General features: G+C 69.6%; 20 protein-coding genes. 7 read left to right on the forward strand and 13 right to left on the reverse strand.

Annotation, left to right across the window (positions count from 1 at the left end; all coding sequences use genetic code 11):
- Nucleotides 1–100 precede the first annotated feature (100 nt).
- From G4D83_RS14155 to G4D83_RS14190, 8 genes are read right to left on the reverse strand one after another with little or no spacing between them, the layout of a single operon-like run.
- Entirely contained in the window at nt 101–811 is a 711-nt protein-coding gene (locus tag G4D83_RS14155) for an SH3 domain-containing protein (RefSeq protein ID WP_163865266.1), read from the reverse strand.
- Nucleotides 808–2,667 carry a BatD family protein gene (locus G4D83_RS14160; protein WP_163865267.1) on the reverse strand — a complete coding sequence of 620 codons (1,860 nt, stop codon included), beginning with the start codon at nt 2,665–2,667 and terminating at the stop codon, nt 808–810. Before G4D83_RS14160 ends, G4D83_RS14155 begins: the two co-directional genes overlap by 4 nt.
- Nucleotides 2,651–3,643 carry a tetratricopeptide repeat protein gene (locus G4D83_RS14165; protein WP_163865268.1) on the reverse strand — a complete coding sequence of 331 codons (993 nt, stop codon included), beginning with the start codon at nt 3,641–3,643 and terminating at the stop codon, nt 2,651–2,653. The genes G4D83_RS14160 and G4D83_RS14165 overlap by 17 nt, the downstream gene beginning before the upstream one ends.
- Nucleotides 3,640–4,698 carry a VWA domain-containing protein gene (locus tag G4D83_RS14170; protein WP_163865269.1) on the reverse strand — a complete coding sequence of 353 codons (1,059 nt, stop codon included), beginning with the start codon at nt 4,696–4,698 and terminating at the stop codon, nt 3,640–3,642. The genes G4D83_RS14165 and G4D83_RS14170 overlap by 4 nt, the downstream gene beginning before the upstream one ends.
- The gene (locus tag G4D83_RS14175; RefSeq protein WP_163865270.1) at nt 4,695–5,705 is read right to left on the reverse strand and encodes a vWA domain-containing protein; all 1,011 of its coding nucleotides are present in this window, start codon (nt 5,703–5,705) and stop codon (nt 4,695–4,697) included. Before G4D83_RS14175 ends, G4D83_RS14170 begins: the two co-directional genes overlap by 4 nt.
- A complete protein-coding gene (locus G4D83_RS14180; RefSeq protein WP_163865271.1) occupies nt 5,680–6,678 on the reverse strand; it encodes a BatD family protein in 999 nt (332 codons plus the stop codon). The genes G4D83_RS14175 and G4D83_RS14180 overlap by 26 nt, the downstream gene beginning before the upstream one ends.
- Nucleotides 6,675–7,556, reverse strand: coding sequence for a DUF58 domain-containing protein (locus G4D83_RS14185; protein WP_163865272.1), 882 nt, complete (start codon nt 7,554–7,556; stop codon nt 6,675–6,677). Before G4D83_RS14185 ends, G4D83_RS14180 begins: the two co-directional genes overlap by 4 nt.
- An 18-nt stretch (nt 7,557–7,574) precedes the next feature.
- Nucleotides 7,575–8,564: an AAA family ATPase gene (locus G4D83_RS14190; RefSeq protein WP_163865273.1), complete on the reverse strand. Its 990-nt coding sequence runs from the start codon at nt 8,562–8,564 to the stop codon at nt 7,575–7,577.
- 185 nt (nt 8,565–8,749) lie between these two features.
- Here G4D83_RS14190 and G4D83_RS14195 point away from each other — a divergent pair, with 185 nt between their 5' ends.
- Nucleotides 8,750–9,655, forward strand: a complete 906-nt coding sequence (locus G4D83_RS14195; protein WP_240356321.1) for an alpha/beta fold hydrolase — start codon at nt 8,750–8,752, stop codon at nt 9,653–9,655.
- Nucleotides 9,656–9,667: 12 nt separating this feature from the next.
- Here the strand turns inward: G4D83_RS14195 and G4D83_RS14200 are convergent, their stop codons facing one another.
- The 3 genes from G4D83_RS14200 to G4D83_RS14210 form a co-directional block, all read right to left on the reverse strand.
- Complete coding sequence (locus tag G4D83_RS14200) at nt 9,668–11,080, reverse strand: M14 family metallopeptidase (RefSeq protein ID WP_163865274.1); 1,413 nt, start codon at nt 11,078–11,080, stop codon at nt 9,668–9,670.
- A gap of 23 nt (nt 11,081–11,103) precedes the next feature.
- Entirely contained in the window at nt 11,104–12,030 is a 927-nt protein-coding gene (locus G4D83_RS14205) for a type VI immunity family protein (protein WP_163865275.1), read from the reverse strand.
- Between the two features lie 170 nt (nt 12,031–12,200).
- Nucleotides 12,201–12,830, reverse strand: a complete 630-nt coding sequence (locus tag G4D83_RS14210) for a hypothetical protein (RefSeq protein ID WP_163865276.1) — start codon at nt 12,828–12,830, stop codon at nt 12,201–12,203.
- Nucleotides 12,831–13,010: 180 nt separating this feature from the next.
- Here G4D83_RS14210 and G4D83_RS14215 point away from each other — a divergent pair, with 180 nt between their 5' ends.
- The 5 genes from G4D83_RS14215 to G4D83_RS14235 all read left to right on the forward strand — a co-directional run bounded on the left by G4D83_RS14215 (nt 13,011) and on the right by G4D83_RS14235 (nt 16,889).
- Nucleotides 13,011–14,021 (forward strand): DUF2157 domain-containing protein, encoded by a 1,011-nt coding sequence (locus G4D83_RS14215; protein ID WP_163865277.1) that lies wholly within the window; start codon nt 13,011–13,013, stop codon nt 14,019–14,021.
- A 1-nt stretch (nt 14,022) separates the two neighbouring features.
- On the forward strand, nt 14,023–15,129 hold the full coding sequence (locus tag G4D83_RS14220; protein WP_163865278.1) for a DUF4401 domain-containing protein: 1,107 nt from the start codon (nt 14,023–14,025) through the stop codon (nt 15,127–15,129).
- Nucleotides 15,129–15,728: a GDYXXLXY domain-containing protein gene (locus G4D83_RS14225; RefSeq protein ID WP_163865279.1), complete on the forward strand. Its 600-nt coding sequence runs from the start codon at nt 15,129–15,131 to the stop codon at nt 15,726–15,728. The genes G4D83_RS14220 and G4D83_RS14225 overlap by 1 nt, the downstream gene beginning before the upstream one ends.
- A gap of 94 nt (nt 15,729–15,822) precedes the next feature.
- Nucleotides 15,823–16,071 (forward strand): hypothetical protein, encoded by a 249-nt coding sequence (locus G4D83_RS14230; protein WP_163865280.1) that lies wholly within the window; start codon nt 15,823–15,825, stop codon nt 16,069–16,071.
- 47 nt (nt 16,072–16,118) lie between these two features.
- Nucleotides 16,119–16,889 (forward strand): biliverdin-producing heme oxygenase, encoded by a 771-nt coding sequence (locus G4D83_RS14235; RefSeq protein WP_338041916.1) that lies wholly within the window; start codon nt 16,119–16,121, stop codon nt 16,887–16,889.
- On the opposite strand, the gene G4D83_RS14240 is transcribed toward G4D83_RS14235, so the two are convergent.
- Together G4D83_RS14240 and G4D83_RS14245 are read right to left on the reverse strand one after the other, a co-directional pair.
- Nucleotides 16,859–17,662 (reverse strand): SDR family NAD(P)-dependent oxidoreductase, encoded by an 804-nt coding sequence (locus G4D83_RS14240; protein ID WP_163865282.1) that lies wholly within the window; start codon nt 17,660–17,662, stop codon nt 16,859–16,861. The two genes, G4D83_RS14235 and G4D83_RS14240, sit on opposite strands and share 31 nt — an antisense overlap.
- 82 nt (nt 17,663–17,744) lie before the next feature.
- The gene (locus G4D83_RS14245) at nt 17,745–19,493 is read right to left on the reverse strand and encodes a sigma-54-dependent transcriptional regulator (RefSeq protein WP_275902370.1); all 1,749 of its coding nucleotides are present in this window, start codon (nt 19,491–19,493) and stop codon (nt 17,745–17,747) included.
- A gap of 339 nt (nt 19,494–19,832) precedes the next feature.
- Between G4D83_RS14245 and G4D83_RS14250 the strand changes: the two genes are divergently transcribed.
- Nucleotides 19,833–23,252: a serine/threonine-protein kinase gene (locus G4D83_RS14250; protein ID WP_240356322.1), complete on the forward strand. Its 3,420-nt coding sequence runs from the start codon at nt 19,833–19,835 to the stop codon at nt 23,250–23,252.
- Nucleotides 23,253–23,296 lie beyond the last annotated feature (44 nt).

Here is a 23,296-nt window from a genome sequence, read left to right on the forward strand (position 1 = left end):
AGGGCCACGACCTCCAGGGAAAACATGCTATTCCTTGAAGCCAGTCTAATCCCGGTGTCGGGCGCGCTACCAGGTTTCGTGAACGCGTGCGGCGGAACGCTCAGATTTCCGCCACGCCCTCGCGCTCGGCCCAACCTTCCAGGCCGTTTGGCAGGCGGATGCGCACGAAGCGTCCGGTCTCCTCCAGGAGCCGCACCTTGAGGCCCGCGTGCACCTCGAAGATGGAGCGCGCGCCCGGCTGCGGCAGCTCGCGCGCCACCAGCGTGGGGGTCAGCACCACCGCCTCGTGCACCGTCTCCTCCACCCATGCGTGCGCGGCCAGCAGCAGGCCCGAGGGCACCGCCACGGCGAACAACAGCGCGGCCACCACCCCCACGCCCGTGCGACGGCCTGGCGTCAGCCACCGCCACACCAGCAGGAGCAGCAGCGCGCCCACCCAGGTGCCCAGGAAGGTCCACGCCACCACGGTGCCCTCCGTGGCCGCCGTCACGCGCGGGAGGAACTCCTCCTCCGCCGTGGCGCCCACCACCTTGTCCACCTGACGCGCGCGCGCCACCGCCAGGTTGGCCTCCAGGTCCGGCGCGCGGCCGCCCTGCTTCCGGGCCTGCTCCAGCGAGAGCACCGCCCGGCCCAGGTCTCCCCGCGCCAGGTGCGTGGTGCCCAGGTTGTAGAGGACGTCCGCGCCGCCATGGCCGTGCGAGAGGAGCTTCTCGTAGCCCGCTTGAGCCACCGCGTAGTCCTCTCGCGCGTAGGCCTCGTTGGCTTTCAGGAAGACGTCCTGCGCCTCTTCCGGTGAGTAGTACTCGCTCACGCCCAGCCCTCCATGGCCGCGACCGCGGCATCCATCACCTTCTGTCGCGCGGCGGCATCCCCCCCGCCGCCATAGCGGCCCAAATCACAGGCCTCCAGCACGTACAGCACCCGCGCGCGACGCTCCTGCGCCACGCCCGCCGCCGTCATGCGCTCGCCAATCGCCTCGCGCGTGAGGCCAATCACCGGACCGCCCAGACGCGCGCCCAGGAAGCCGTGCAGCGCCTTCTCCACCTCGGTGTAGAAGGCCCCCGCGTCCGCCCCGGCCCGCAGCTTCTCCGCCTCCGCCAGTCGCTTGCGCGAAGCCTTCGCCTGCTGACGCCCCTTGTCCGCCTCGGAGCGCGTCGCCAGGCGGCCTCGCACGCCCCCCAGGAGCGCCGCGCCCGCCAGCAGTCCCAGCGGAGCCAGCACCAGCGGCACGAAGAAGCCCCGCTTCCACAGCGGTTCGGCCGGCGCGACGAAGCGCGCCTGGTAGCGCACCGGCCGCAGCCCACCCGACGTCAGCACGTTCTTCTGCTCGTTGGCCGAGTCCGCCACATGCGCGGACGTCGTGGGAGGCAGCGTCGCGCCGCCCGCCGCGGACTCCACCGTGACATTGATGGGGTCCGTGCTCGCGACCTCGTATTTGCGCGTGCGCGCATCGAAGAAGGGGAACTCCAACCCCGGCAGCGTGAAGTTGCCCGTGCGCTGAGGCATCACCAGGTACTCCACCACGCGGCGCCCCTGCACCCGGTTGCGCTGCGGCGTCACCTTGTCCGTCGTCGTGGGGTCATAGATTTTCAGCGCGGCGGGGCCCGTGAGCTTCGGCGGGGTGACGTTCTTCACGTTGCCCGTGCCCTCCAGGATGACCTTCACCGTGACGGGCTGGCCCAGCTCCACGCGCGTCTGCGACACGTCCACCGACAGCCGCCACTGGCCCACGTTCGCGTTGGACATGCCCGGCGGCGCCCCCGGAGGCAGCGGCGCCACCTTCACCTTGAGCCCGTTGGACACGCGGTGCACGCGGTGTCCCGCGAAGAGGAAGCCCGTCGTGATATCCGCCTCCGCCGGTGAGATGTTCAGCGTGCCCGACTTCACCGGGAAGAGCGCGCGGCGGCGCAGCAGATAGGCGCGGTACGGCACGCCGTCGACGACCTTCTGCTCGCCCGACAACTGCGTGGGACTCTCCACCTCCTCCGTCCAGAAGCCCTCCAGCTTGGGCATGGTGACGGCGTCCACGCTGGACAGGTCCACGCGCGAGTAGATGTAGAGCGACAGCGTCACCTGCTCGCCCACGAAGATTTCGTCCCGGTCCAGGCTCGAGCGCAGGAACAGGTCCGAGTCCCCTCGGGGAATGGTGGGCTCGTCCTCCGGCTCGTCCGCGAACGGGTCCGGCAGCCGCGAGGGCATCTGGGCGAAGGGGTCCGGCAGACGCTGCCGCCCGGCCTGCGCGGGAGGCGGGCCCAGCCGCCCCGGCTTCACGTCGATGCGCACGGAGTCCGTGCGGTGCGTCTTGCCTCCCGTCGTCATCTCCGACGGAGGAATCGTCAGCTTCCCCGCGCGATTGGCCCGCATCACCAGCACGTACTTGGTGACGTCCTGGATGTTGGCGGGACCCCCACCGGACCAGGAGACGGAGCGCTGCGTGCTGCGCGAGCTGTTGACGACCTCGAAGTCGTCCGACGCCGGCAATTTCACCTTGGCGTCGGCGGGGGCATCCACCGTCACCACCGTGAGCAGGAAGGTGTCCTCGCTGCCCACCTCCTCGCGGTTCACCGTCTGGTAGAACTCGAGGCCCGCCGCCCACGCCGGCGCCGAGGCCAGCAGGGCCAGCCCGACGAGCACCGCCACGGGGCCGCTGCTACCAGTCCTTCTCATTGGCCTTCCTCGGCTTCTTCTTCTGCTGGAAACGCCAGAGCTGGAGATTCTTCTCGTTCTGCTTCATCGCATCCAGCAGGCGTTCCGCCTCCTGCCGGTCCAGCTCCGATGGACTCACTCCACCATCCGCGCGCGAGTCTTCCGCGTCACCCTCGGACTCGCTGCCCCCATCCGTCCCACCGTCCTTCGGGTCGCCCTCGCCGTCATCCTGACCGCCGTCGGAGCCGCCGTCGCTGCCGCCATCACCCTTCTGCGGAGGACCCTCCTGCCCGCCGTCGCCACCATCCGCGCCGCCGTCTCCACCACCGTCCGCGCCGCCATCTCCCCCGCCATCCGCGCCACCGTCAGCGCCGCCATCGGCACCACCGTCCGAGCCACCATCCTCACCTCCGTCGGTGCCCCCTCCATCCACGGGACTCCCGCCGTCCGCCTTGGTGCCGCCGTCCTCGCCACCGTCGGGTTTCCCGCCATCCGTGCCGGAGTCCCCCCCGCCATCCGAGCCACCATCCGCCGAGCTGTCCTGCGGCGGAGGAAGGTTGCGCAGCACCACCTCGTAGTTGTGCCGGGCCTGCATGTCCTGCGGGTCCAGGGTCAGCGCGCGTCGGTAGGACTTCAGCGCCTCCACCCTGTCGCCCGTCGTCGCGGCCAGGTTGCCCAGGTTGTACCAGGCCTTCTGTCGCAGGTCGGGACGGTTGGACTCCGTCACACCTCGGAAGACCTCCTGCGCATCCTTCACCCGGCCCAGCTTCGCCAGCGCGTCGCCCCGGTTGAAGTCCACCGCCGGGTCATTCGGGCGCTCCTTCTTCGCGTCCTCGAACGCCTTCAGCGCCTCCTCGTAGCGGCCCGCCAGATACGCCTCGCGGCCCTGCTGAACCCGCGGATGGTCTCTCTCCAGCGGCCCCGCGCCGAACGACGACAGCGGCAGGACAACGCACGCCACGCACACCAGCAACCGCGCCCCGAGGCTCGCCCTCATGACGACCTCCCGCGCGTGGACGGCAGCAACATCATTCCCAGCGCGAGCAGCACCAGTCCGGGAATGGCGAAGGACTGGAAGCGCTCGTCGTAGCGGACGGTGACTCGACTCTCGAGTTCGCTCTTCTGCATCTGGTCGATGCGCTCCACCACCTGGCTCATCGCCACGCCACGCGGCTGGAAGAAGAAGGCCCCACCCGTGGCCTCCGCGATGGCCGTCAGCCCCGCGCGGTCCAGGCGCGTAATCACCGTGTCGCCCGCCGGGTCCTTCTTGTAGTCCGCGAACTCGCCGCGCCTGTCGTAGACGGGAATGGGCTCACCGGACTCGGAGCCCACGCCCACCGCCAGCACCTGGACGCCCGCTTCCTTCAGCGCATCGGTGGACTCGCCCACCTCGCCGACGAGGTCCTCGCCGTCCGACAGCAGCACCACCACGCGCTCCTTCGAGCCGCGGTCCGCGTTCTCCAGCACCTGGCTGGCGAGCCGCAACGCAGCGCCCACGTTGGTGCCGCCCTGGGGCATGACCTCCGGGTCCACCGCGCGCAAGAACAGCTTCACCGCCGAGTAGTCCGACGTCAGCGGCGACTGGATGAACGCATCCCCCGCGAAGACAACGAGACCCACGCGGTCGCCCTTCAGCTCGTCCAGGAGCGTCGTCAGCTCCAGCTTGGCGCGCTCCAGCCGGCTGGGCTGCACGTCGCGCGCGAGCATGGACTTGGACGCATCCAGCGCCACCACCACGTCGATGCCGCGCCGCTTCGTCAGCTCGCTCTTGGTGCCACACTGCGGCTGCGCCAGCGCGAAGCCGAACAGCGCCAGCCCCAGGCCATACAGGCTTGCCTGCGAGGTCGGACGCCACACGGAGATGCCCGGCGTGAAGCGCTCCGCGTGCCGCTCATGCAGCACCGCGCGGACCCGCGAGCGGCGCCGCAGCGACAGCGTCAGCGCGAGCAGGCCCAGCAGCAGGCCCACCAACACGAGGCCCAGATACAGCGGCTGGGCGATTCCCGCCTGATAGCCGAGCAGGGTGAAGCGCCAGGGTTCCACGGGCGTCACGGAAAGACCCTCAGGAAGGTCGCGCGCAGGAGCAACTCCAGCGCGGCGAGACCAAAGGCGGCCAGGAGGAACGGATGGAACTCCTCACGGTACGTCGCGGACGCGCCACCCTCCATCAGCTTGGAGCGCTCCAGCGAGTCGAGCACCTTCTGGAGTCCCCGGCGCAGTCCCTCGGGGTCGGTGGCGCGGTAGTACTCGCCGCCCGTGCGGTCCGCGATGTCCTGCATCAGCTCCGGGTTGATGGGAATCTCCGTCTCGCGCCACACGGTGTTGCCGAACAGGTCGGTCCCCTGCGGGAAGGGCACCTTGCCGCCCTTGCCCACCAGGATGGTGTAGATGGGCACATGGAGCGCCTGCGCCATGTTCGCGGAGTCCATGGGGGACAGCTTCCCCGCGTTGTTGTCGCCGTCCGTAATCAGCACCACGACGCGGCTCTTCGCCTCCGAGTCCCGCAGGCGGTTGAGCGACGTGGCGAGCGCGTCACCAATCGCCGTGCCGTCCTCCAGCACGCGGGTGCGCAGCTGCTTGATGACCTCCTTCAGCACGCCGTAGTCCAACGTCAGCGGCGCCTGCGTGTACGCCGCGCCCGCGAAGACGACCAGGCCGATGCGGTCATTCACGCGGTTGGCGATGAACTCGCTGAGCACTTCCTTCGCGACATGCAGGCGATTCTGCGGACGGAAGTCGCCCGCCTCCATGGAGGTGGACAGGTCCAACGCCACCACGATGTCGATGCCCTCCACCGACAAGTCCCGCACGCGCGAGTCGCGCACCTGGGGCCGGGCGATGGCGAGCACCGCCGCCGCGACGGCCACCGCGCGCAAGAGCGGCAGGAGCGGCAGCATGTACGTGCGCAGGCCCTTGCCACTTCGGGCGAACACGTTCGCCGCGGAGAAGCGCAGGGGTGCGCGGTTGCGACGCTCCCGCCACGCCTGCACCAGCAGGAGCGGCACGAGCAGCAGTCCCCAGAGCGCCTCGGGGTTATTGAACGCGGGGAGCGGCGGCATTGGCGGGAGCCTGAGGCGGCGGGGGCGGAACGTAGGTCTTGTCGATGAGTTCGTAGCCGAACAGCAGCGCGTCTCGGCAGCTCTCGGGCGAGGCGTCCGCCCGGGCGTACTTCACCATGTCCGACTCGGACACGAAGCGCATCAGCTTGTCCTCGGGGAGCCCGGGCGGCGACAGCTTGCGCAGCGAGGCCATCAGCTCCGTGCTGGTGCACTCCAGCGCCTCGAAGCCGTAGCGCTCGCCCAGGTAGCCTCGGATGATTTCGGACAGGCGGAAGTAGTGGTCCTTCACGTGGCCGCGCCCTGGCAGGTTCTCCGCCTTGAGCGAGTCCAGCGCCTTGCGCGTGCGCACGTCCAACGGCAAGGGCGGCGGCAGGTTCACGTGCTTGGGGCGGTTCTTCCACCAGCGCGACAGCGCCCACGCCAACAGGCCCGCGGCGAGCGCGCCCAGCAGCGTCAGCACCAGCCGCCACGAGCGGATGGGCACCTCCTGCGGCGGCTGGATGTCGAACAGGTCCGCGCCCTTGCCCTCCGCGTCCGGAGGCAGCGTGGCGGCCACCTCCACCTGACGGCCCGGCAGCGAGTAGTGACGCGGGCCCTCCGGCGTGGACACGTCGAACTCGAGCGGCGGCACCTGCACCGTGCCCAGCGCGAAGGCGGACAGGCGCACGGCGAACGTCGTGGTGGTGGACTCCGGCCCGTCATGACGCTGGCGCGTCTGGTCCAGGAACTCGAAGTCGCCCGTCTCCTTGGGCACCGCCAGCTCGTAGCGGTGGTCCTTCGGATGCGTGAGCACCACGTGGTAGGTGAACGGGTCGCCGATGCGGACCTGCTGCGGCTCCACGCGCACCGACACGTCCAGGGGCTGCGTCACCTCGTGCGCGGGCGCGCCGGGGGGAGTCGGCTGGGCCTGGGCCCCCGCCGGAAGCGTCCCCAGGCACAGCAGCACCGCGAGCAGGGCCATCCACCGGCTCATGCCGCCATCCTCCGGGCCCGCGCGCGGAAGAACTGCGCGAGCGCCTTGCCGTGGTCATCTCCGGCGCGCAGCTCCACGTGGTCCAGCTCCAGCTTCTTGAAGAGCTTGCGGCGCTCGTCGCGCGCGCCCTGCATCGCCCGGGCATAGCGGCCGCGCACGCCCGGGTCGCTCGTGTCCACGACGAAGCGCGCTCCCGTCTCCGGGTCCTCCATCTCCACCAGCCCCAGGCGCGGGAAGGCCTCCTCGAACGGGTCCTCCACCACCACCGGGACGAGGTCGTGTTTGCGCCCCACCAGTCGCAGCGGCTTCTCGTAGTCGCGCGCCTGGAAGTCGGAGACGAGGAAGGTGACGGCCTTCCGCTTCGCCACCTGCGTCAGGTACGTCAGGCCGGTGGACAGGTTGGTCCCCTTGCCCACCGGCTGGAAGGTGAGGATGTCGCTCACCAGGCGCAGCACGTGCGTGCGGCCCTTGCGCGGCGGCACCACCTTCTCCACCCGGTCCGAGAAGAGGATGAGCCCCACCCGGTCGTTGTTGGCGATGGCGCTGAAGGCAATCTGCGCGGCGACCTCGGCGGCGATTTCCGACTTGGTGCGCTCGCGCGAGCCGAACTCCTTGGAGGCGGACACGTCGACCAGGAGCATCACCGTCAGCTCGCGCTCCTCGGTGAAGACCTTGACGTAGGCCTCGTTCATGCGCGCGGTGACGTTCCAGTCGATGATGCGAATCTCATCCCCGGGCTGGTACTGCCGCACCTCGGAGAAGGCCATGCCCCGGCCCTTGAAGACCGAGTGGTACTGGCCCGCGAGCATGTCGGAGACCACCTTGCGGGTGCGAATCTCCAGCTTGCGGATGCGGCGGATGAGGTCCTTGGGCAGCACGGGGCGCTCGTCGGGCGGTCAGGGAACTTCGACGCGATCAAACACGCGCTGGATGATCTTCTCCGGGGTGAGGTCCTCTGCCTCCGCCTCGTACGTCATGGCGATGCGGTGGCGGAGCACGTCGAAGGCGATGGCCTTGACGTCCTCGGGCGTCACGAAGCCCCGGTGGCGCAGGAAGGCGTGCGCGCGCGCGGCTTGCGCCAGGGAGATGGTGGCGCGCGGCGAGGCGCCGAACTGGATGTAGTCCGCCAGGTCCTTGAGGCCGTACTTGCCGGGCTCGCGCGTGGCGAACACCACGTTGAGGATGTACTCCTTCACCTTCTCGTCCATGTAGATGGTGTGGACGAGCTCGCGGGCGCGGATGAGGTGCTCCACCGCGATGACCTTCTGCGCGCGCGGAGTCGTGCCACCGGACATGCGGTCCATGATGACCTTCTCTTCGTCGCGCGTGGGGTAGCCCACCTTCACCTTGAGCATGAAGCGGTCCACCTGCGCTTCGGGCAGCGGATAGGTGCCCTCCTGCTCGATGGGGTTCTGCGTGGCGAGGACGAGGAAGGGCGAGGGCAGCCCGAAGGTCTGGTCGCCAATCGTCACCTGTCGCTCGGCCATGGCCTCCAGCAGGGCGGACTGCACCTTGGCGGGGGCGCGGTTGATTTCGTCGGCGAGGACGATGTTGGCGAAGATGGGACCCTTGCGGACGGTGAAGTTCGCCGCCTGCTGGTTGTAGATCATCGTGCCCACCACGTCGGCGGGCAGCAGGTCCGGGGTGAACTGGATGCGCATGAAGCTGGCGCTGAGGGCGTCCGCCACGGTGCGCACGGTGAGCGTCTTGGCGAGACCGGGCACGCCTTCCAGCAGCACGTGGCCATTGCACAAGAAGCCGATGAGGATGCGCTCCAGCATGTAGCGCTGGCCGACGATGACCTTGCCGGTTTCCTGGTTGAGGACCTCGACGAAGCTGCTTTCCTGCTGCACGCGTTCGTTTAGCGCGCGGATGTCCGTGTTCATGACGCCTCGGTAAGGACTGGCGGCGGGCAGCCTAGGGTTGACCGGGTATCGGGCTCAACACCGCAGAAGGCCGGGCATTCCAGTAAGTTCCGAGCCAGCCCCCCGGAGGGCTTCCACCCCATGGCTCCCGCTCCCCCCACCCTCTGTAGCACTCCGCGCCGCCTGGTGGGGACTCGGAGCCCCTCGTGAAGGGCTCCCCCCTGGCGAAGTCCCCCACGGCGGGCCCGGTGGAGGCCGGCCTGCTGGCCCAGCTCTCTCCCATGGTGAAGGCGACGGTGCACTGGGTGCCCGGAGGGGGCGCGTTGAGGGTGCTGGAGGGGGGACAGGGCCCCACGGTGGTGCTCCTCCATGGGCGCGGTGGGGCGGCCTCCACCTGGTTCGCGTACCTGACGGCCCTGGCGCGGGGACACCGGGTGCTGGCGGTGGACCTGCCCGGTTTCGGGATGTCGTCTCCTGGCGAGGAGCCCGTCCGCTCGGCCGAGGAGGGGGTGCGCTTCTTCACGGACCCCGTGGAGGCGTTGCTGGAGCAACTCGCCCCCGGGCCGGTGGCGGTGGTGGGCCACTCGCTGGGCGGGCTGGTGGGGCTCGAGCTGGCACTGCGGGGTCGCGTGCCGGTGGAGCGGCTGGTGCTGGTGGACGGCATGGGGTTGGGGCCGGAGCTGGAGCGCAAGGCGCGCCTCTTCTTCCACGCGGGGCCGGAGCGACTGGCGCGCTCGCTGGGCCCCTGGGCCTGGGCACGGATGATGCCTCCGGTGCCGACGCCCCTGGGACAGCGGCTCGGAGAGCTGGGGTACGAGCTGGTGTCGGCCCCAGGCGGGCGCGACGCGGCGACCCGGGCCTTCAATCGACTGGTGCCCCTGACGGGGCCCGTGTTCCACCACAGAGAGCGACTGGTGGAAGTGAAGGTGCCCGTGCTGCTCGTCTGGGGCGAGCGCGAGGACGTCCTGCCCCTGTCACTCGCCGAGGAGGCCGTGCGGCGGTTTCCTCGGGCGCGGTTGCTGCGCGTGGATGCGGCGCACAGTCCTCATCAGGAGCGTCCGGAGCGCGTGTTGCCGGAGCTGAAGGCGTTCCTGGACGCGGAGGCACCGTAGTGCGTGGGCTAATCAGGGGTCGAAGCGGATGACGCGCTCGATACGGTAGGTGTCGGAGGACTCCAGCGGCTTCAGGAGCATCAGGTCCGCGCGCTGGCCCAGGGACAGGGACTGCTTCGCGGGGCGCGTGAGTCGGTACGTGTCCCCGGGCTTTACGCCCTTGCCCGTCAGCGGCACGACGAAGAGTCCCTTGCCATCCACGGTCTCGAGCGCTCCGAGGATGCGCAGGTCTCCGAGTTCCTCGACCTTGCCGACGTGCGCGAGTTGGAGCTTCTTGCCCTGGCCTCGCACGGCGCGACTGACGGCGATGCCCACGTCGCCCGTGAAGGGCTTGCCGTCCGCGCCGAACATGCCGACGCCCTTGAGCAGGAGGTGGACGAGGCCGGAGCTCTCGTTCTCGGGGATGGAGTCGTAGCGGGCGACGTCGGCCTTCTCGGCCTGGCCATTCGCGAGGGCATCGAGGGCCGTGGCGAGCGCGACGAAGTTGAGGCGGACGAGGGGCTCGTCGGGTGGCAGGGACAGCCACGCTCCGGTCTCGATGAGGACGGTGGGCGTTCCCCAGAGCGTCATGTTGTCGCCGAAGGCACGCACCTCGAAGGAGTCGTCGTAGCGGCCCACCTGCCCGGGAGCGAGCGTCTCCACGGCGTCTCGAATCACCGCGCAGACCTTCTTCGCGAGGATGCGTCCGGGGTTGTCGCTCCGGGCACGGTCGAAGGCGGGGGCGAGCAGGGAGATGGAGGCGGGGCGACCGGTGTCCCCCACCGCGTGACGCCAGCCCTGGTTGTGGAGGTTGAAGCCGACGGAGGGTTGGAGCTTGTCACGCAGCAACTTGAGCGTGCGGGCCTCGGGCGTCTGGAGCGCGAGGGCGTCCCGGTTGATGTCGATGCCCTGGGCATTGCGGCGCTGGAAGCGCTCGGCGCCGTCGGGGTTCAGCATGGGCACGGCGTGCAGGGTGAGGCTGTAGAGCAGTCGGGAGACCCAGGGGTCCTCGCGATGGGTGCGGAGATATTCGAAGAGGTCCAGCAGCGCGGTGGTCGCGGTGGGCTCGTCGCCGTGCATCTGCGACCAGAGGAGGATGTGGCGGGGGCCGGTGCCCAGGGTGACGTGGTAGAGCGCGCGTCCCTCTACCGAGTGTCCCGCGACCTCCAGTTGGAAGAAGTCGGGAGCGCGGGCCTGGAGGGCCTTGAGGTGTTGCTCCACGTCGGGGTGCCGGACGAGCGGCGCCACTGGGAGCGCCTTCGAGTGGACCTGTTCCCACTGCGCCGCGAGCGCCTGGGGTCCGGGAATGGTGACGGAGGAAGAGGACATGGCGGGAGCGGCGGACTGCGCGGAGTGGGCGTGGGCGGTGCCGACGAGGCTCCAGGTGAAGACGAGGCAGCAGCGAGCGACGAAGCGACTGTAGCGACGGCGTCCGACGTGGAGCATGGAGGTGTCCTTACCGTCGCGAGTCAATCAAGGAAGCGGCGCTCCCAGCGATGGATTTCTTCTGGGGTGAGGTTTCCCCAGTACGCGTCGCCGTGGGTGTACATCCACGGTTCGAGGACACGCGCCAACTCACGGTAGTGCGGCAGCGTGTCTCCAGTCTCTAGATCCCCAGCCTCTGGCCACTCACCCAGGGACACCACTGCTCGGTCTCCCGACATTTCCTGCACGGTGGTGCCCGGAGATTTCAGTTGAGCGCGCAGCCCCGCCACGCCCCCCAGCCCTCCGAGGATGGGCTGGCCCAGGAAGGTGAGCCAGGAGGCCCCACGCGTTCTTGAACCCATGACGCGACGGAGTTCGTCCATTCCTGGGAGGTCGAAGCCCGGGTGGCGCTGGCTCAGGTCCCGAACGACGGGTGTGTTATCTCGCATCCAAGCAGCCATGTGAAATGACAGTCCTGCGTGTCCCGAAACAAAGGGCAGTTCCGCCCCCAGCTCCATGGAGAGGTCACGAACTCGGCCCGCTCCATGTTCAAGCAAGTATTCCGTGGGCAGGTAGAACTCCACCGACGATATAGGCCGGTGCTGCTCGGACTCTCCCCAGGACTCTATTGGGGACTCTCCTCGATAACTGAATGAATGACTCAACAACGTTGAACCATCACTCAGCTTGATGCGCGCGCCTAGCGGTGCCTCGAACTCTGCCTGAACGAACGCCCGCCCCTTCGCGTCAAGTTCCCGCCAGTCACCATCATCATCAACGTAACTGGCAAGCGACTCGGGCCCCACCGCAGCTTCATAGCGGGACAACGACTTCTTCACTGCTTGCGCAATCTCGCTGTGATTGTGGTCCACATAAAAGGTGATGCTCACACTGTCTCGCAGGATGACGATCTCTTCATCCTCCGTTTCAACAAGGAACGGCAAACATATCCGCGGGTATCGTGGACTCATCTTGTGATCCCTTGTCCAGGTGAGACGCGGACAGATCGCAGCCTTGGCGTCAGGACCGCATCGTACAGCTCCCCTTGCGTGAGTCGTCTTCCAGAACTATCCGTTGCAGAAGTTCGACCCCAGTCGGGCAATCTCGAATCCGCACACGGAAATTTGAAGTCGTAGACCCTCTACACGGAGAGGGGATTTCCCGAAGCATGGATGACAATGTCCGGAACGAGCGTTCCCGACAGGAGATGGAACAAGCCGTCCTCAATCCAGCGGCGCACCTCCTCGGGGTCGAGCAACCGCAGACCGCCCGTCTTCGGGTCGCGGAAGCAACGAGGTTCCACGCTGGCGTTCCCTGGGAACCGCGCACCCAACCGTGCCCGGGCACACTCCAACGCGACCTCGTGCTTGGCGCTTCCCATTTCCATCGCCCACGTCACCACGTTGTTCCTGGCATCACGCCGCGCCTCTTTCTCACACCATTCCCGCGTCGGCCTCTTCCCCTCCCCCAGCATCCGCTCATTCACCTCGAAGTTTGCCTGCTTCGCACAGTCCATGAGCACCGCCTCCACCTGCGCGAGTTCCGCCGCCTCCAGGAACCGGAGCGTCGCGACCACCGTCCGCGCTTCCGAAGCAGCGCGCGACAGCCACGGCAACACGGCATCGTCGCCCACTTGCGTGTAGCAAGCGGGGTTCTTCATGCACGCGTTCGTCGCCGAGTCCACCGTCTGCTCGTAGCGGCCAGTCCGTGCGCGCCGTCCCGTGCTCGTCGTCGAGCACCCGGCCAGCACCACGCAGACCCACAAAGTCATGACTCGGAGCGCGGCAGGTGAGACCTGGGACATGGACTCCGCTCCCTCTCGAACGGCACCACCCGACCTCGACTGCTCGCGACGCGGGCAACCTACCACGCCCCTTCTTGAACCCGCCTGGGCTCGCAACCGGCCCGCGCGGCCCCCGTGCCGACCGCGTCTTGGCTAGACTGCCCGGCCGTGCCGAAAGACCTCCTCGACCTCGATGCGACACCCGAGCGCCTCCGCGCGCTGACGGACGCCAGAGTCATCCCTCCAGCCAACCTGGAGCGCGCGCTCTACCTGTCCACCGCCTCGCCTCCCGCCGATGCGTGGCGCGGCTTCGTGTCGTCCACGCTCCTGGCACTCGGCTCGCTGCTGGTGCTCTCCGGCATCATCTACTTCTTCGCCTACAACTGGGCCGCCCTGCACCGCTTCGGCAAGATGGGCCTCATCGCCGCCGCCATCGCCGGCACCGCGCTGGGCGCTCGCAAGTTCGGCGACAGACTCGCCGGCCAGTTCTGCCTGCTCGCCTCCGCCGTCCTCGTCGGCGCGCTGCTCGCCGTCTACGGACAGGCCTACCAGACGGGCGCGGACGCGTATGAGCTGTTCGTCGGCTGGGCCTTCCTCATCCTCCCGTGGGTCGCCATGTCGCGCTTCCCACCTCTGTGGCTGCTGCTCGTCGTCCTCGCCAACACCGGCCTCATCCTCTTCCAGCAACAGGTCCTCGGAGACTCGGACCGGCTCATCACCTGGCTCGCGGTAGGCCTTGGCCTCCTCAACGGCTTCGCCTGGGCCACCTACGAACACTTCGCCAACCTGCGCGTTCCGTGGCTCCAGGACCGGTGGATGCCTCGTGTGCTCGCGGTGATGACCGTCGCTCCGCTCCTCGCCGCCGCGGTGGCCTTCATCGTCATCCCCTCCGAAGTCGGCCCCGGCGCCGTCGTCGCCCTCCTCCTGATGTTCGCGACCTTCGCCGCCGAATACGCACTCCACCGCCACCTTCGCGGCGAGCTGTTCCTGCTCACCCTCGGCTTGCTGTGCCTGATGACGCTCGTCACCACCGCCGTCGGCCGCATCCTCATCTCCGACATGGATGCCGACGAGCTCACCCTCTTCATCCTCCCCTTCGTCGTCATCGGTCAGGTCGCGCTCGCCGTCGGCTGGCTGCGCGCCGAGGCCCGCGCCACCGGCGCCTCCGAGGAGTCCTGACATGTCCCTGCGTCCCTCCCTTCGAGACGTCCTCCAAGGACTCCAACGCGAAGGTCAGCTCGACGAACACGCCGAGGCCCGCGCGCTCGCCACCCTCGAAGTCCACCAGCGCACCAGCACGGCCACTCCCTGGTTCGTCAAAGCCCTCGCGGGCTTCGGCGCCTGGATTTCCGCCGGCTTCCTCTTGAGCTTCTTCGGCTGCACCGGCCTCTACAAGGAAGAGGCCGCCCTCATCATCCTCGGTGTCCTGCTCTGCGTCGGCGCCACCTTCCTCCGACGCTCGGGACAGGGCGCGTTCCTCGAACAGCTCGCCCTCGCCCTCGCGCTGGCCGGAGTGGGCCTCATCACCACCGGCATCGCCATCCTGTCCCGCGAAGAGAGCATCCCCGCCATCGCCCACTTCGTCGTCTGCGCGGCCCTGCTCTTCACCTTCCCCGACCCCATCCTGCGCTTCCTCGCCACGCTCAACATGGGCGGCGCGGCGCTGTTCCTCCTCTGGGATGGACTCGGCGGCGTGGGCCTGGACGTGGGCATCCTCGCGTGCGCCGCGCTCATGCACGGCCTCTTCCTCTTCCAGTCGCGCCTGACGGCCGGCCCCCGAGGCGACCTCGTCGGCCCCGCCGGCTTCGCGCTCGCGAGCGGAATCCCCATGGTGCTGCTCGCGCGAGGCATTCCCGACGTCGTCGGCACCTTCCTCTTCGACCGCGCGGCCCTGCCCCTCCCGGCCCTCACCGTGGGCCTCACCGCCATCACCCTCTTCACCGCGTGGAACGTCATGAAGGAGCTGAAGCTGGACCCGGCGGGCGGCGCGGGCGCGGCCGTCTTCGCCGCGCTCACCGTGACGGCCCTGCTCACCCCTCACACGCCCGCCGTCATCACCGCCGTGGGCCTGCTGACGCTCGGCTTCCACCGCCGCAGCAACATCCTGCTCGGCCTCGCCGTCGCGTTCCTCCTCGCCTCGGGCGGCTGGTACTACTACGACCTGGGCCTCACCCTGCTGGCCAAGGCCATCGCGCTGGCGGGCAGCGGACTCGTCTTCCTCGCGCTCCGCCAGGCCCTCGCGCGGCGTCCCCCCACGGCCCCCACGACGACGGCGGAGGCACACTGATGCGCTCGAAGCTCTTCTTCCTCGGACTCGCGCTCGCGCTCCTCGTTCCGCTCGGCCTCGTCGCCCAGAAGGAGTACGTCCTCGCCACCGGCCAGAGCGTGCTGCTGGAGCTGGCCCCCAGGGACCCGCGCTCGCTGATGCAGGGCGACTACATGGTGCTCGACTACGCCGTCAGCCGCGCCCTCAACGCCGACGGCCCCACCGGCCCCAGCTCCGGCCTGCTCGTGCTCAACCTGGACGAACACGGCGTCGGCCGCTTCGTGCGCATCGACAGTCCCGACCAGCCCCTCGCCCCCGGCGAATTCAAGCTGCGCTACCGCCGACGCGACGGCAGGACACGCCTGGGCGCCGAGTCCTTCTTCTTCCAGGAAGGCCACGCGGACCGCTACGCCCGGGCGCGCTACGGCGAGCTGCGCGCCGCCGCCAACGGCTCCAGCGTCCTCGTCGGCCTCCGAGACGCGCAACGCCAGCCGCTCGGCGCCGGGCCCGACACGGAAGCGCCTCCCATCGACGACTCGGCACCGTCTCCTACAGACGAGATGGAAGCGCCTCCGCCTCCCACTGACGACACGGCACCGTCTCCCACCGACACGCCGTAACCCCACCGAGACCTCCCGGGATTGACTCCCGTTCGGGTTTCGCGCATCATCTTGTTGATTTCGATAATCAAAATCAAAATCAAGGAGACACGAGATGCTCGGTCAGGGATGCGGCAAGAGGGTGCTCGCACGGGGGCCATGCGCCGAGGTGACGCGCTGCACCTGTGGTCACATCCATCTGGCCCTGGGGCCGGTGACGATTCGGGTGGAGGAGGAGGTGCTGCGCGCCATTGGCCTGACGATGGCGGAGGCGCTGCAGAACCTGGATGAGCCGGAGCGGGGGCACGCCGAGGCGTCCGATTCCGAGTCCGCGCCGTCACTGCTGGGCGGGTGGAAGCAGTGAGCGCCACCGGCACCCTGCGGGTGTCGCGGACGGAGCAATCCGCGCGCGTGAGGCGCTTGAACGAGAGCGAGGCGGAGGCGCTCGCCACGGACGCGCCGCGCGTGACGCCAGCGCCCCTGTCCGTGTTGCTCGCGGAAGGCACGGCGCGGGCCCACGAGCAGGCCGAGCGCTCCGTCTTCCTCCAAGCCCTCTTCGTCGACACCTGGGACGGCATCTACGGCCAGTTCGTCCAGGCCCAGCACTACGTCAGCTACCTGCGCCAGCTCCACGTGCTCTACGCCACGTTCGAGAGCGTGCTGCCGCGAGTGGCGCGCACCGCGCTGACGCCCGTGTTGTTGATGCCGGAGCTGCGCCGCGCCAATGCGCTCGAGGCGGACCTGGCCTACTTCTGCGGCGAGACGCGCACGGAGACCTTCGCGTGCGTGGAGACCCGCCTTCACGCGGAGCGGCTGCGCGAGGTGGCGGAGGACGCGCCGCACCTGCTCGTGGCCCATGTCTATGCGCGATGCGTGCTGGACTTCTTCGCGGCGCCGGAGCGCGCGCGCGTCATCGCCCGGGCCTTCGAGCTGGAGGACGCGCGCGGCACCCTGTTCCACGGCGCGGCCACGCCCGCGGAGCTGACGGAGTTCCGCGTGCGGCTCCACTCCCGCATCGACGGGCTGGAGCTGGAGGAGGACGAGATGCGCGAAATCATCCAGGAGGCGCGCATGGCCTTCCGGCTCCAGGCGCTCGTGTGTGACGAGCTGGCGCGAGGCGCGACGGGCATCGCCCCCGCGGCGGGCGGCGGCTACCGGGGCGGATTCAGCGTGTCCCAGTAGCTGTGCAGGCCCCGCAGGTGGCTGCCTCCATCCACGAAGAGGCTCTCTCCCGTCACCCAGGAGGACTCCTCGGAGCACAGGAAGGCGACGGCGCGGGCCACGTCCTCGGGCATCCCATGGGCGCGGCCCAGCGGGGTGCGCGCGAGCAGCTCACGGCGCACCGACGGCTCGTCGATGAAGGCGGCGGCCACGGGCGTGAGGGTGGCGCCCGGCGCGACGACGTTGACGCGGATGCCATGGCGCCCCAGCTCCAGGGCGGCTGAGCGCGACAACTGGGCCAGCGCCGCCTTGGAGGCGGAGTAGTGGGCGAACCCCTCCGTCGCCACCTCCTGACAAACGGAGGAGACGTTCACCACCGCGCCGGCGCGCTTCTCGGCGATGAGCGCTCGGGCGAACGTCTTCATCATCAGGAAGGGCCCCTTGAGGTTCACCGCGAGCACGCGGTCCAGCTCCTCCTCGGGCAGGTCCACGAGCAGCGTCAGGGAGAGCGAGCCCGCGTTGTTCACCAGGATGCCGGGCAGCCCCAAGTGCGCCGTGGCGAACGCGTGAGCCCGGGCAACGTCCTCCGCCCGACACACGTCCCCCGCGAAAGGCAGGGCGCGAGCACGCCCCTCCGCTTCTCGATTGAGGCGCTCGGCGGCGTCCGCCACCTTCGTCTCGGTTCGTCCGAAAACCAGCACGCTGGTGCCCTCGCGCATGAGGCGCGAGGCGACAGCCAGACCGATTCCCTGCGCGCCACCCGTGACGATGGCGCTGTTCGAGAGGAGCTTCACGGTTCACCCCCGGGCATCGTGGACCCGGAAGCTAGCAACGGCTCCTCTCGACGAGGATTGTACCGCGGGCCACTGGCCGGACTCAGGCCGCCTCGTCCTCCGACAAGAGGTCCGCGAAGGGAGAGCTCTCCTCGCCGAGCGCCTTGTAGAGCGCCTCCACCTTCTCCAGCTCGCGCTTGAGCGCCTTGTGGTGGTTGCGGTTCTTCACCAGGCTCTCGCGGCCGAGCAGCTTGAAGCCCTCGTCGCGGCCCACCTGACGAATCGCCATGCCCAGCACCAGGCCACGGAACGCATCCGCGAGGTCCAAATCCAAAGGCGCGTTGCGACGGCGCGCCTCCGCGACGAACGCCTGCGCGGCGGCCCGCAGCGCTTCTGGAAGCGGCTTGCTCCCCGGTGCCTGCTCGTAGTCGAGCGCCCGCGCGACGTGCTTCTCGTGGAGCACCAGCTCTCCACCCGAGACGGCGTGCTCCACCATGGCCAGCGTGTAGGCGCGGCGGACGATGTTGTCGAGCTGCCGCAGGTTGCCCGGCCACGAGCTGCCGACGAGCAGCCGCTCCGCGTCCTGCGTCACCCGCGCATTGCCTTCCGGCGAGCGCTCGCGGTGGCGGCGGTTCACCATGTACTGGGCCCAGAGCGGAATCTCGTCCTGGCGCTCCTGCAAGGCCGGCATGCGCACCGGCAGCACGTTGACGCGGTAGTAGAGGTCCTCGCGGAAGCGGCCCGCGCGAACCTCCGCGTGCAGGTCCGCGTTGGTGCCGATGATGAAGCGCACGTCCGCCTGTCGCTCACCGGTGCCCTCGCCCAGCGGCCGGTAGCTGCGCGACTCCAGGAGGTGCAGGAGGCCCGCTTGCGCCTTCAGCGACAGCTTGTCGATTTCGTCGATGAACAGCGTGCCGCCATCCGCGCGCGCCACGCTGCCGGGCGCGTCTCTCACCGCGCCGGTGAAGGCGCCCTTCTTCCAGCCGAAGAGCTCCGCCATCTGGAGGTCCTCGGGCACCGTCACCAGGTCCAACGTCTCGAAGGGCTTGGCGCGACGATTGGAGCGCTCGTGGCACCAGCGCGCCAGCCGCGACTTGCCCGCGCCCGTCGCGCCGCTGATGAGGATGGTTTCATCCTGCAACGCGAAGACGCGCAGGATGGGCAACAGCTCCGCCATGGAGCGGCCCACCACGGGCAGGTACTCGTCGACTTCCGGCGTGGCCACGGGCCGCTGCGGCAGGCCCGCGAGGTACGGCGAGGCCACGTCCGCGAGCAACTGGAGCTGCTCGCCGACATCGCGCCAGACGAACTCCTGCCCCATCGCGGCCAGACAGTCGGCCTCCAGGGAGATCATCCCCTCGATGCTGCCGCCCGGCGTGCGCAATGGCAGCACACAGACGTGCGTCGCATGGCGCCCCAGGAAGCGCTGGCGGCTCTCGTTGCTGTGGAAGCCCGCCAGTCCCGGGTCGCCCGTCACGGGAGCATCCGGTGCGTGCGGCTGCACCGTGCCCACGTTGACGTCGATGGACACCGCGCAGCGGTGCTCGACGACGGCGCGCCACGCCGTGGCCGAGGTGAAGAACGGGGTCCCCACACTCGCATCCGTAATCTCAGTGGCTCCCACATCCAGCGCGGCGAGGCGACGATAGGCCTCACCGGGGCGCAAGTGGACGATTCCTCGGAGCACTCTGGCGCGGGCTGCGTACCGACTGGACGCAACAGCGTCCTGGGCAACGGTCAACATGCGCTTCAGGGTGGTGGCCGCGGCCGTCTCGAAATCCTTCGCCCCCCGCAGCGCGCTCATGAGCTGCGGCATCTCCTCGTGCATCCACTCGCCTCCGTCCGGTGCCATCCGAGAGTACCCGCCAAGGGCCGCTTCGGAAGGAGGCAGTGTAGCGGAGATGAAGAACGCGGAAGGAGCGGCCCCTCCTTCCGCGTTCCCGAACTCGCTGACGGCTGGGCGCCCGGTTGCTCGCGACGCCACGCGAAAGCACCATGCGTGGTTCATGCCAAAACCACGTTTCACGTCTTTTCAGGGGTTTGAAGCGACAGGGGGGCTCTGGAGGCCCGAAAGTGCGTCCAAGTGGAACGCAGCCGCGTCCAGATGCAACGCAGATGGGACGTGCCAGGGGGTGTCGCTATGCTCAACCCCTCTATGAACGCGCCAGCGAGACTCCCAGAGGTGCCTGGCGTGGGAGCGAAAATCGGTCCCTACGAGCTGCTCGAGGTGCTCGGCCAGGGAGGCATGGGAGTCGTCTATCGGGGGTGGAATCCGGAGTCCGGCGAGGCGGTGGCCGTCAAGACGGTGCGTGCGGCCACCGAGGTGCCGCTGGCCAGCATCCGTCGTGAAATCCATGCGTTGCGACGCCTCAGACACCCTGGAGTCGTACGCATCGTCGCGGAGGGCGTGGCGGGGGGATTGCCCTGGTACGCCATGGAATTGCTCCGCGGACAGACGCTCCGAGGGGCCTCTTCCACTTCCCCCGGCCCACTGGCTGCGTCCCGGTTGAACGCAACGCTCACCCTGGCGCGGAGGTTGTGCTCGGCCCTGTCCTTCCTCCACGCCAACGGCCTGGTGCATCGAGATCTGAAGCCGGAGAACGTCTTCCTGCGTCCTGATGGGACGCCGGTGCTGGTGGACTTCGGAATCGCCGCGCGGTTCGGCGGCTCGCGGGGTCGGGAGACGCTGGAGGTGAGCGGCGCCGTGGTGGGGAGCGACACGTACATGGCGCCGGAGCAGCTCCGGGGCGACTACGTGGACGCCCGCGCGGACCTCTACGCCCTGGGCTGCATGCTCTACGAGCAGCTCACGGGACGTCCGCCCTTCATCCCCGGCCGAGAGGGACCGCTGCCCCACCAGCACCTGCACCTGGCCCCGGTCCCCCCATCTCTGCGCGTGGAGGGGGTGCCCGCCGAGTTGGAGGTGCTCGTGCTGCGGCTGCTCGCCAAGCGTCCCCAGGACAGGCCGGGCTACGCGGAGGACGTGTCGTCCGCGCTGGAGGCGCTGGGCGCGGAGGAAGGCGAGGAGGGCGCCACCACCATGCCCCGCACGCCGGCCTACCTCTACCGTCCGGATCTGGCCGGGCGCGGAGGCGAGCTGGGGCGACTGACGGCGGCGCTGGACGCGGCGGCGCGAGGCCAGGGGGGTCGGGTCTTCCTCGGCGGAGAAAGCGGTGCGGGCAAGACGCGCCTGGCGCTGGAGCTGGCGTCGGAGGCCGGCTGGCGGCGCATGACGGTGGTGGCGGGCGAGTGCGTCCCGGTGGCCACGGGCGGCGCGGACCTGCACGCCTCGCCCCTCCATCCGCTGCGTCCGCTGCTGCTGGCGGTGGCGGACCGGTGCAACGAGCGAGGCGCCGCCGAAGCGGAGCGACTGCTGGGCCCGCGTGGACGCGTACTCGCCGCGTATGAGCCGTCGCTGATCCAACTCCCTGGCCAGCGCGAGCAACCGGAGCCCCCGCCCCTGCCCGCTCCGGAGGCGCGCTCGCGCGTGCTGGCGGCGCTGCGCGAGACGCTGCGGGCCTTCGCGGAGGCGCAGCCGTTGTTGCTGGTGCTCGATGACCTCCAGTGGGCGGATGAGCTGACGCTGAGCTTCCTCCTGGAGCTGGACGCGCGACACCTGGCGTCGCGCCCCGTGCTGCTCGTCGGCACGTATCGGATGGATGAGATGGGGGCGGCCCTGCGCGCGGTGGTGGGCGCGCCGGACGCGGTGAGCGTGGAGGTGGGCCGGCTGGATGCCACCAGCGCGGGGAAGATGGTGCGCGGCATGCTGGCGCTGCGCGAGGTGCCCGGCCCCTTCGTCGACGCGCTGGTGCGCGAGACGAGCGGCAACCCCTTCTTCATCGCCGAGTACCTGCGCGCCGCCATCGACGCCGGCCTGCTCTTCCGCGCGCCCTCCGGTGAGTGGCTCTTCGAAGCGGGCGGCAGCGCGGGCAGCCGTCCCCTGCCCCTGCCGGGCAGCATCGCCGAGCTCATCGAGCGAAGGCTGTCCGACCTGGGCCCGGATGGCCGCGTGCTGGCGGAGGTGGCGTCGGTGCTGGGACGCGAGCTGGACGGAGAGCTGCTGCTCGCCACCGCCGCGCTGCCGGAGAGCGCGGGCCTGGAGGCGGTGGAGGAGCTGCGCCGTCGGCAGGTGCTGGAGGAGTCCGGCGGCGGGCGCCTGCGCTTCGTCCACGACAAGCTGCGCGAGGTCGCCTACGCGCGCATCGACCCCGAGCCGCGCCGCGTGCTGCATCACCGCTGCGCCCAGGGGCTGGAGCTGCGCCAGGCGGGCGCGTCGACGGGACTGACACCTCATGCGGCGGGGCTCGCCCACCACTGGTCTCGCGCCGGCGTGCCGGGCCGCGCCAGTGTGTGGTTCTCGCGCGCGGGTGACTCGGCGCGCGCGGCCTACGCCAACGGCGACGCGATAACCTTCTACGAGGCCGCCATCCGCGAGGCCGCGGCGTCCGACAGGAACGCGGACGCGTCCGACGTGGACGCGAGCATGTTGGCGTTGGACGCCGTCTGGGAGGGATTGGGCGAGGTGCTCGCGCTCACCGGGCGACAGGACGACGCACGGCGGGCCTTCCTGGAGGCCCTGGCACGGATTGAGCAAAGCCAGCGTGTCCATCGCGCCAACGTGCTGCGGAAGGTGGGCAAGTCCTTGCAGACGCACCATCAGAACGAGGAAGCGCTGCGCGTCTATGCCCGGGCTCAAGTCGAGCTGGGCCCGATGCCCGACAGCGTCTCCTCCGCCCCCGGCCAGGTGGAAGCCGCGTGGTGGCATGAGTGGGTGCAACTGCAGGGCGAGCGAATCACGGTCCACTACTGGCTGGCCCAGCTCGACGAGATGCGGGCCCTGGTGGAGGGCGTGCGCCCGGTGATGCGGGCCCATGGCACGCCCCTGCAACGCGCGCGCTTCTTCAACTCGCTGGTACAGATGCAACTGCGCAGCGAACGCTATCAAGCATCGACGGAGACCGTGGCCCACGCCCGGGCCTACGCGGAAGCCGCGTTGGAGGCAGAGGGGGACGCGGAGCACGCGGGAGCCCGGTGCGTGGTCGCCATGGTGTTGCTCTTCCATGGCGCCCTGGATGAAGCGCAGTCCTGGATGGAGCAGGCGCTCAAGGGCGCCGAGCGACTGGGAGACGTGACGTTGCAGACGCGGTGCCTCAGCTACCTCACCGTCATCCTGCGGCTGAGAGGTCAGGTGGCCGCCGCGAGCGAGACGACGACGCGAACCCTGGAGCTGGCCACCCGCTCCGGCATGGTCGACTACCTGGGCGCGGCGCATGCCCACCGGGCCTGGGTGGCCTCGCGAGCCGGAGACACCGTGCTGGCACATGAAGCCGCCACCGAGGCGCTGCGCCTGTGGCAGCCGCTCTCGCTCGTGTATCCCTTCCAGTGGATGGCGCGATGGCCCCTGCTCGCCGTGGAGTTGGAGGCAGGCCGACTGCCCGAGGCCCTGGAGCACGCCCGCGCGCTGCTCGCCAGTCATCAGCAGCGGCTCCCCGACGCGCTCACCTGGCCGCTGTCGGCGGCGCTGGAGCACCACGACGCTCATCGCCTGGAGGAAGCGCGGGCGACGTTGCGACAGGCGTGTGAGTCAGCGCTGCGACTCTGCTATCTGTGACGGCTCGACCGACGTGCTCCTTCTCTCGTCGCGGGCGTCAGGCC

It is taken from the genome of Myxococcus eversor (assembly GCF_010894455.1).
Taxonomy (GTDB): domain Bacteria; phylum Myxococcota; class Myxococcia; order Myxococcales; family Myxococcaceae; genus Myxococcus; species Myxococcus eversor.

Excerpts from the sequence above, each read along its gene's own strand:
- G4D83_RS14190 (WP_163865273.1), bottom strand. The coding sequence starts at position 8,564 with ATGAACACGGACATCCGCGCGCTAAACGAACGCGTGCAGCAGGAAAGC.
- G4D83_RS14160 (WP_163865267.1), bottom strand. The coding sequence starts at position 2,667 with ATGAGAAGGACTGGTAGCAGCGGCCCCGTGGCGGTGCTCGTCGGGCTG.
- G4D83_RS14205 (WP_163865275.1), bottom strand. The coding sequence starts at position 12,030 with ATGAGTCCACGATACCCGCGGATATGTTTGCCGTTCCTTGTTGAAACG.
- G4D83_RS14165 (WP_163865268.1), bottom strand. The coding sequence starts at position 3,643 with ATGAGGGCGAGCCTCGGGGCGCGGTTGCTGGTGTGCGTGGCGTGCGTT.
- G4D83_RS14245 (WP_275902370.1), bottom strand. The coding sequence starts at position 19,493 with ATGGCACCGGACGGAGGCGAGTGGATGCACGAGGAGATGCCGCAGCTC.
- G4D83_RS14225 (WP_163865279.1), top strand. The coding sequence starts at position 15,129 with ATGCGCTCGAAGCTCTTCTTCCTCGGACTCGCGCTCGCGCTCCTCGTT.
- G4D83_RS14180 (WP_163865271.1), bottom strand. The coding sequence starts at position 6,678 with ATGAGCCGGTGGATGGCCCTGCTCGCGGTGCTGCTGTGCCTGGGGACG.
- G4D83_RS14175 (WP_163865270.1), bottom strand. The coding sequence starts at position 5,705 with ATGCCGCCGCTCCCCGCGTTCAATAACCCCGAGGCGCTCTGGGGACTG.
- G4D83_RS14200 (WP_163865274.1), bottom strand. The coding sequence starts at position 11,080 with ATGCTCCACGTCGGACGCCGTCGCTACAGTCGCTTCGTCGCTCGCTGC.
- G4D83_RS14230 (WP_163865280.1), top strand. The coding sequence starts at position 15,823 with ATGCTCGGTCAGGGATGCGGCAAGAGGGTGCTCGCACGGGGGCCATGC.
- G4D83_RS14220 (WP_163865278.1), top strand. The coding sequence starts at position 14,023 with ATGTCCCTGCGTCCCTCCCTTCGAGACGTCCTCCAAGGACTCCAACGC.
- G4D83_RS14210 (WP_163865276.1), bottom strand. The coding sequence starts at position 12,830 with ATGACTTTGTGGGTCTGCGTGGTGCTGGCCGGGTGCTCGACGACGAGC.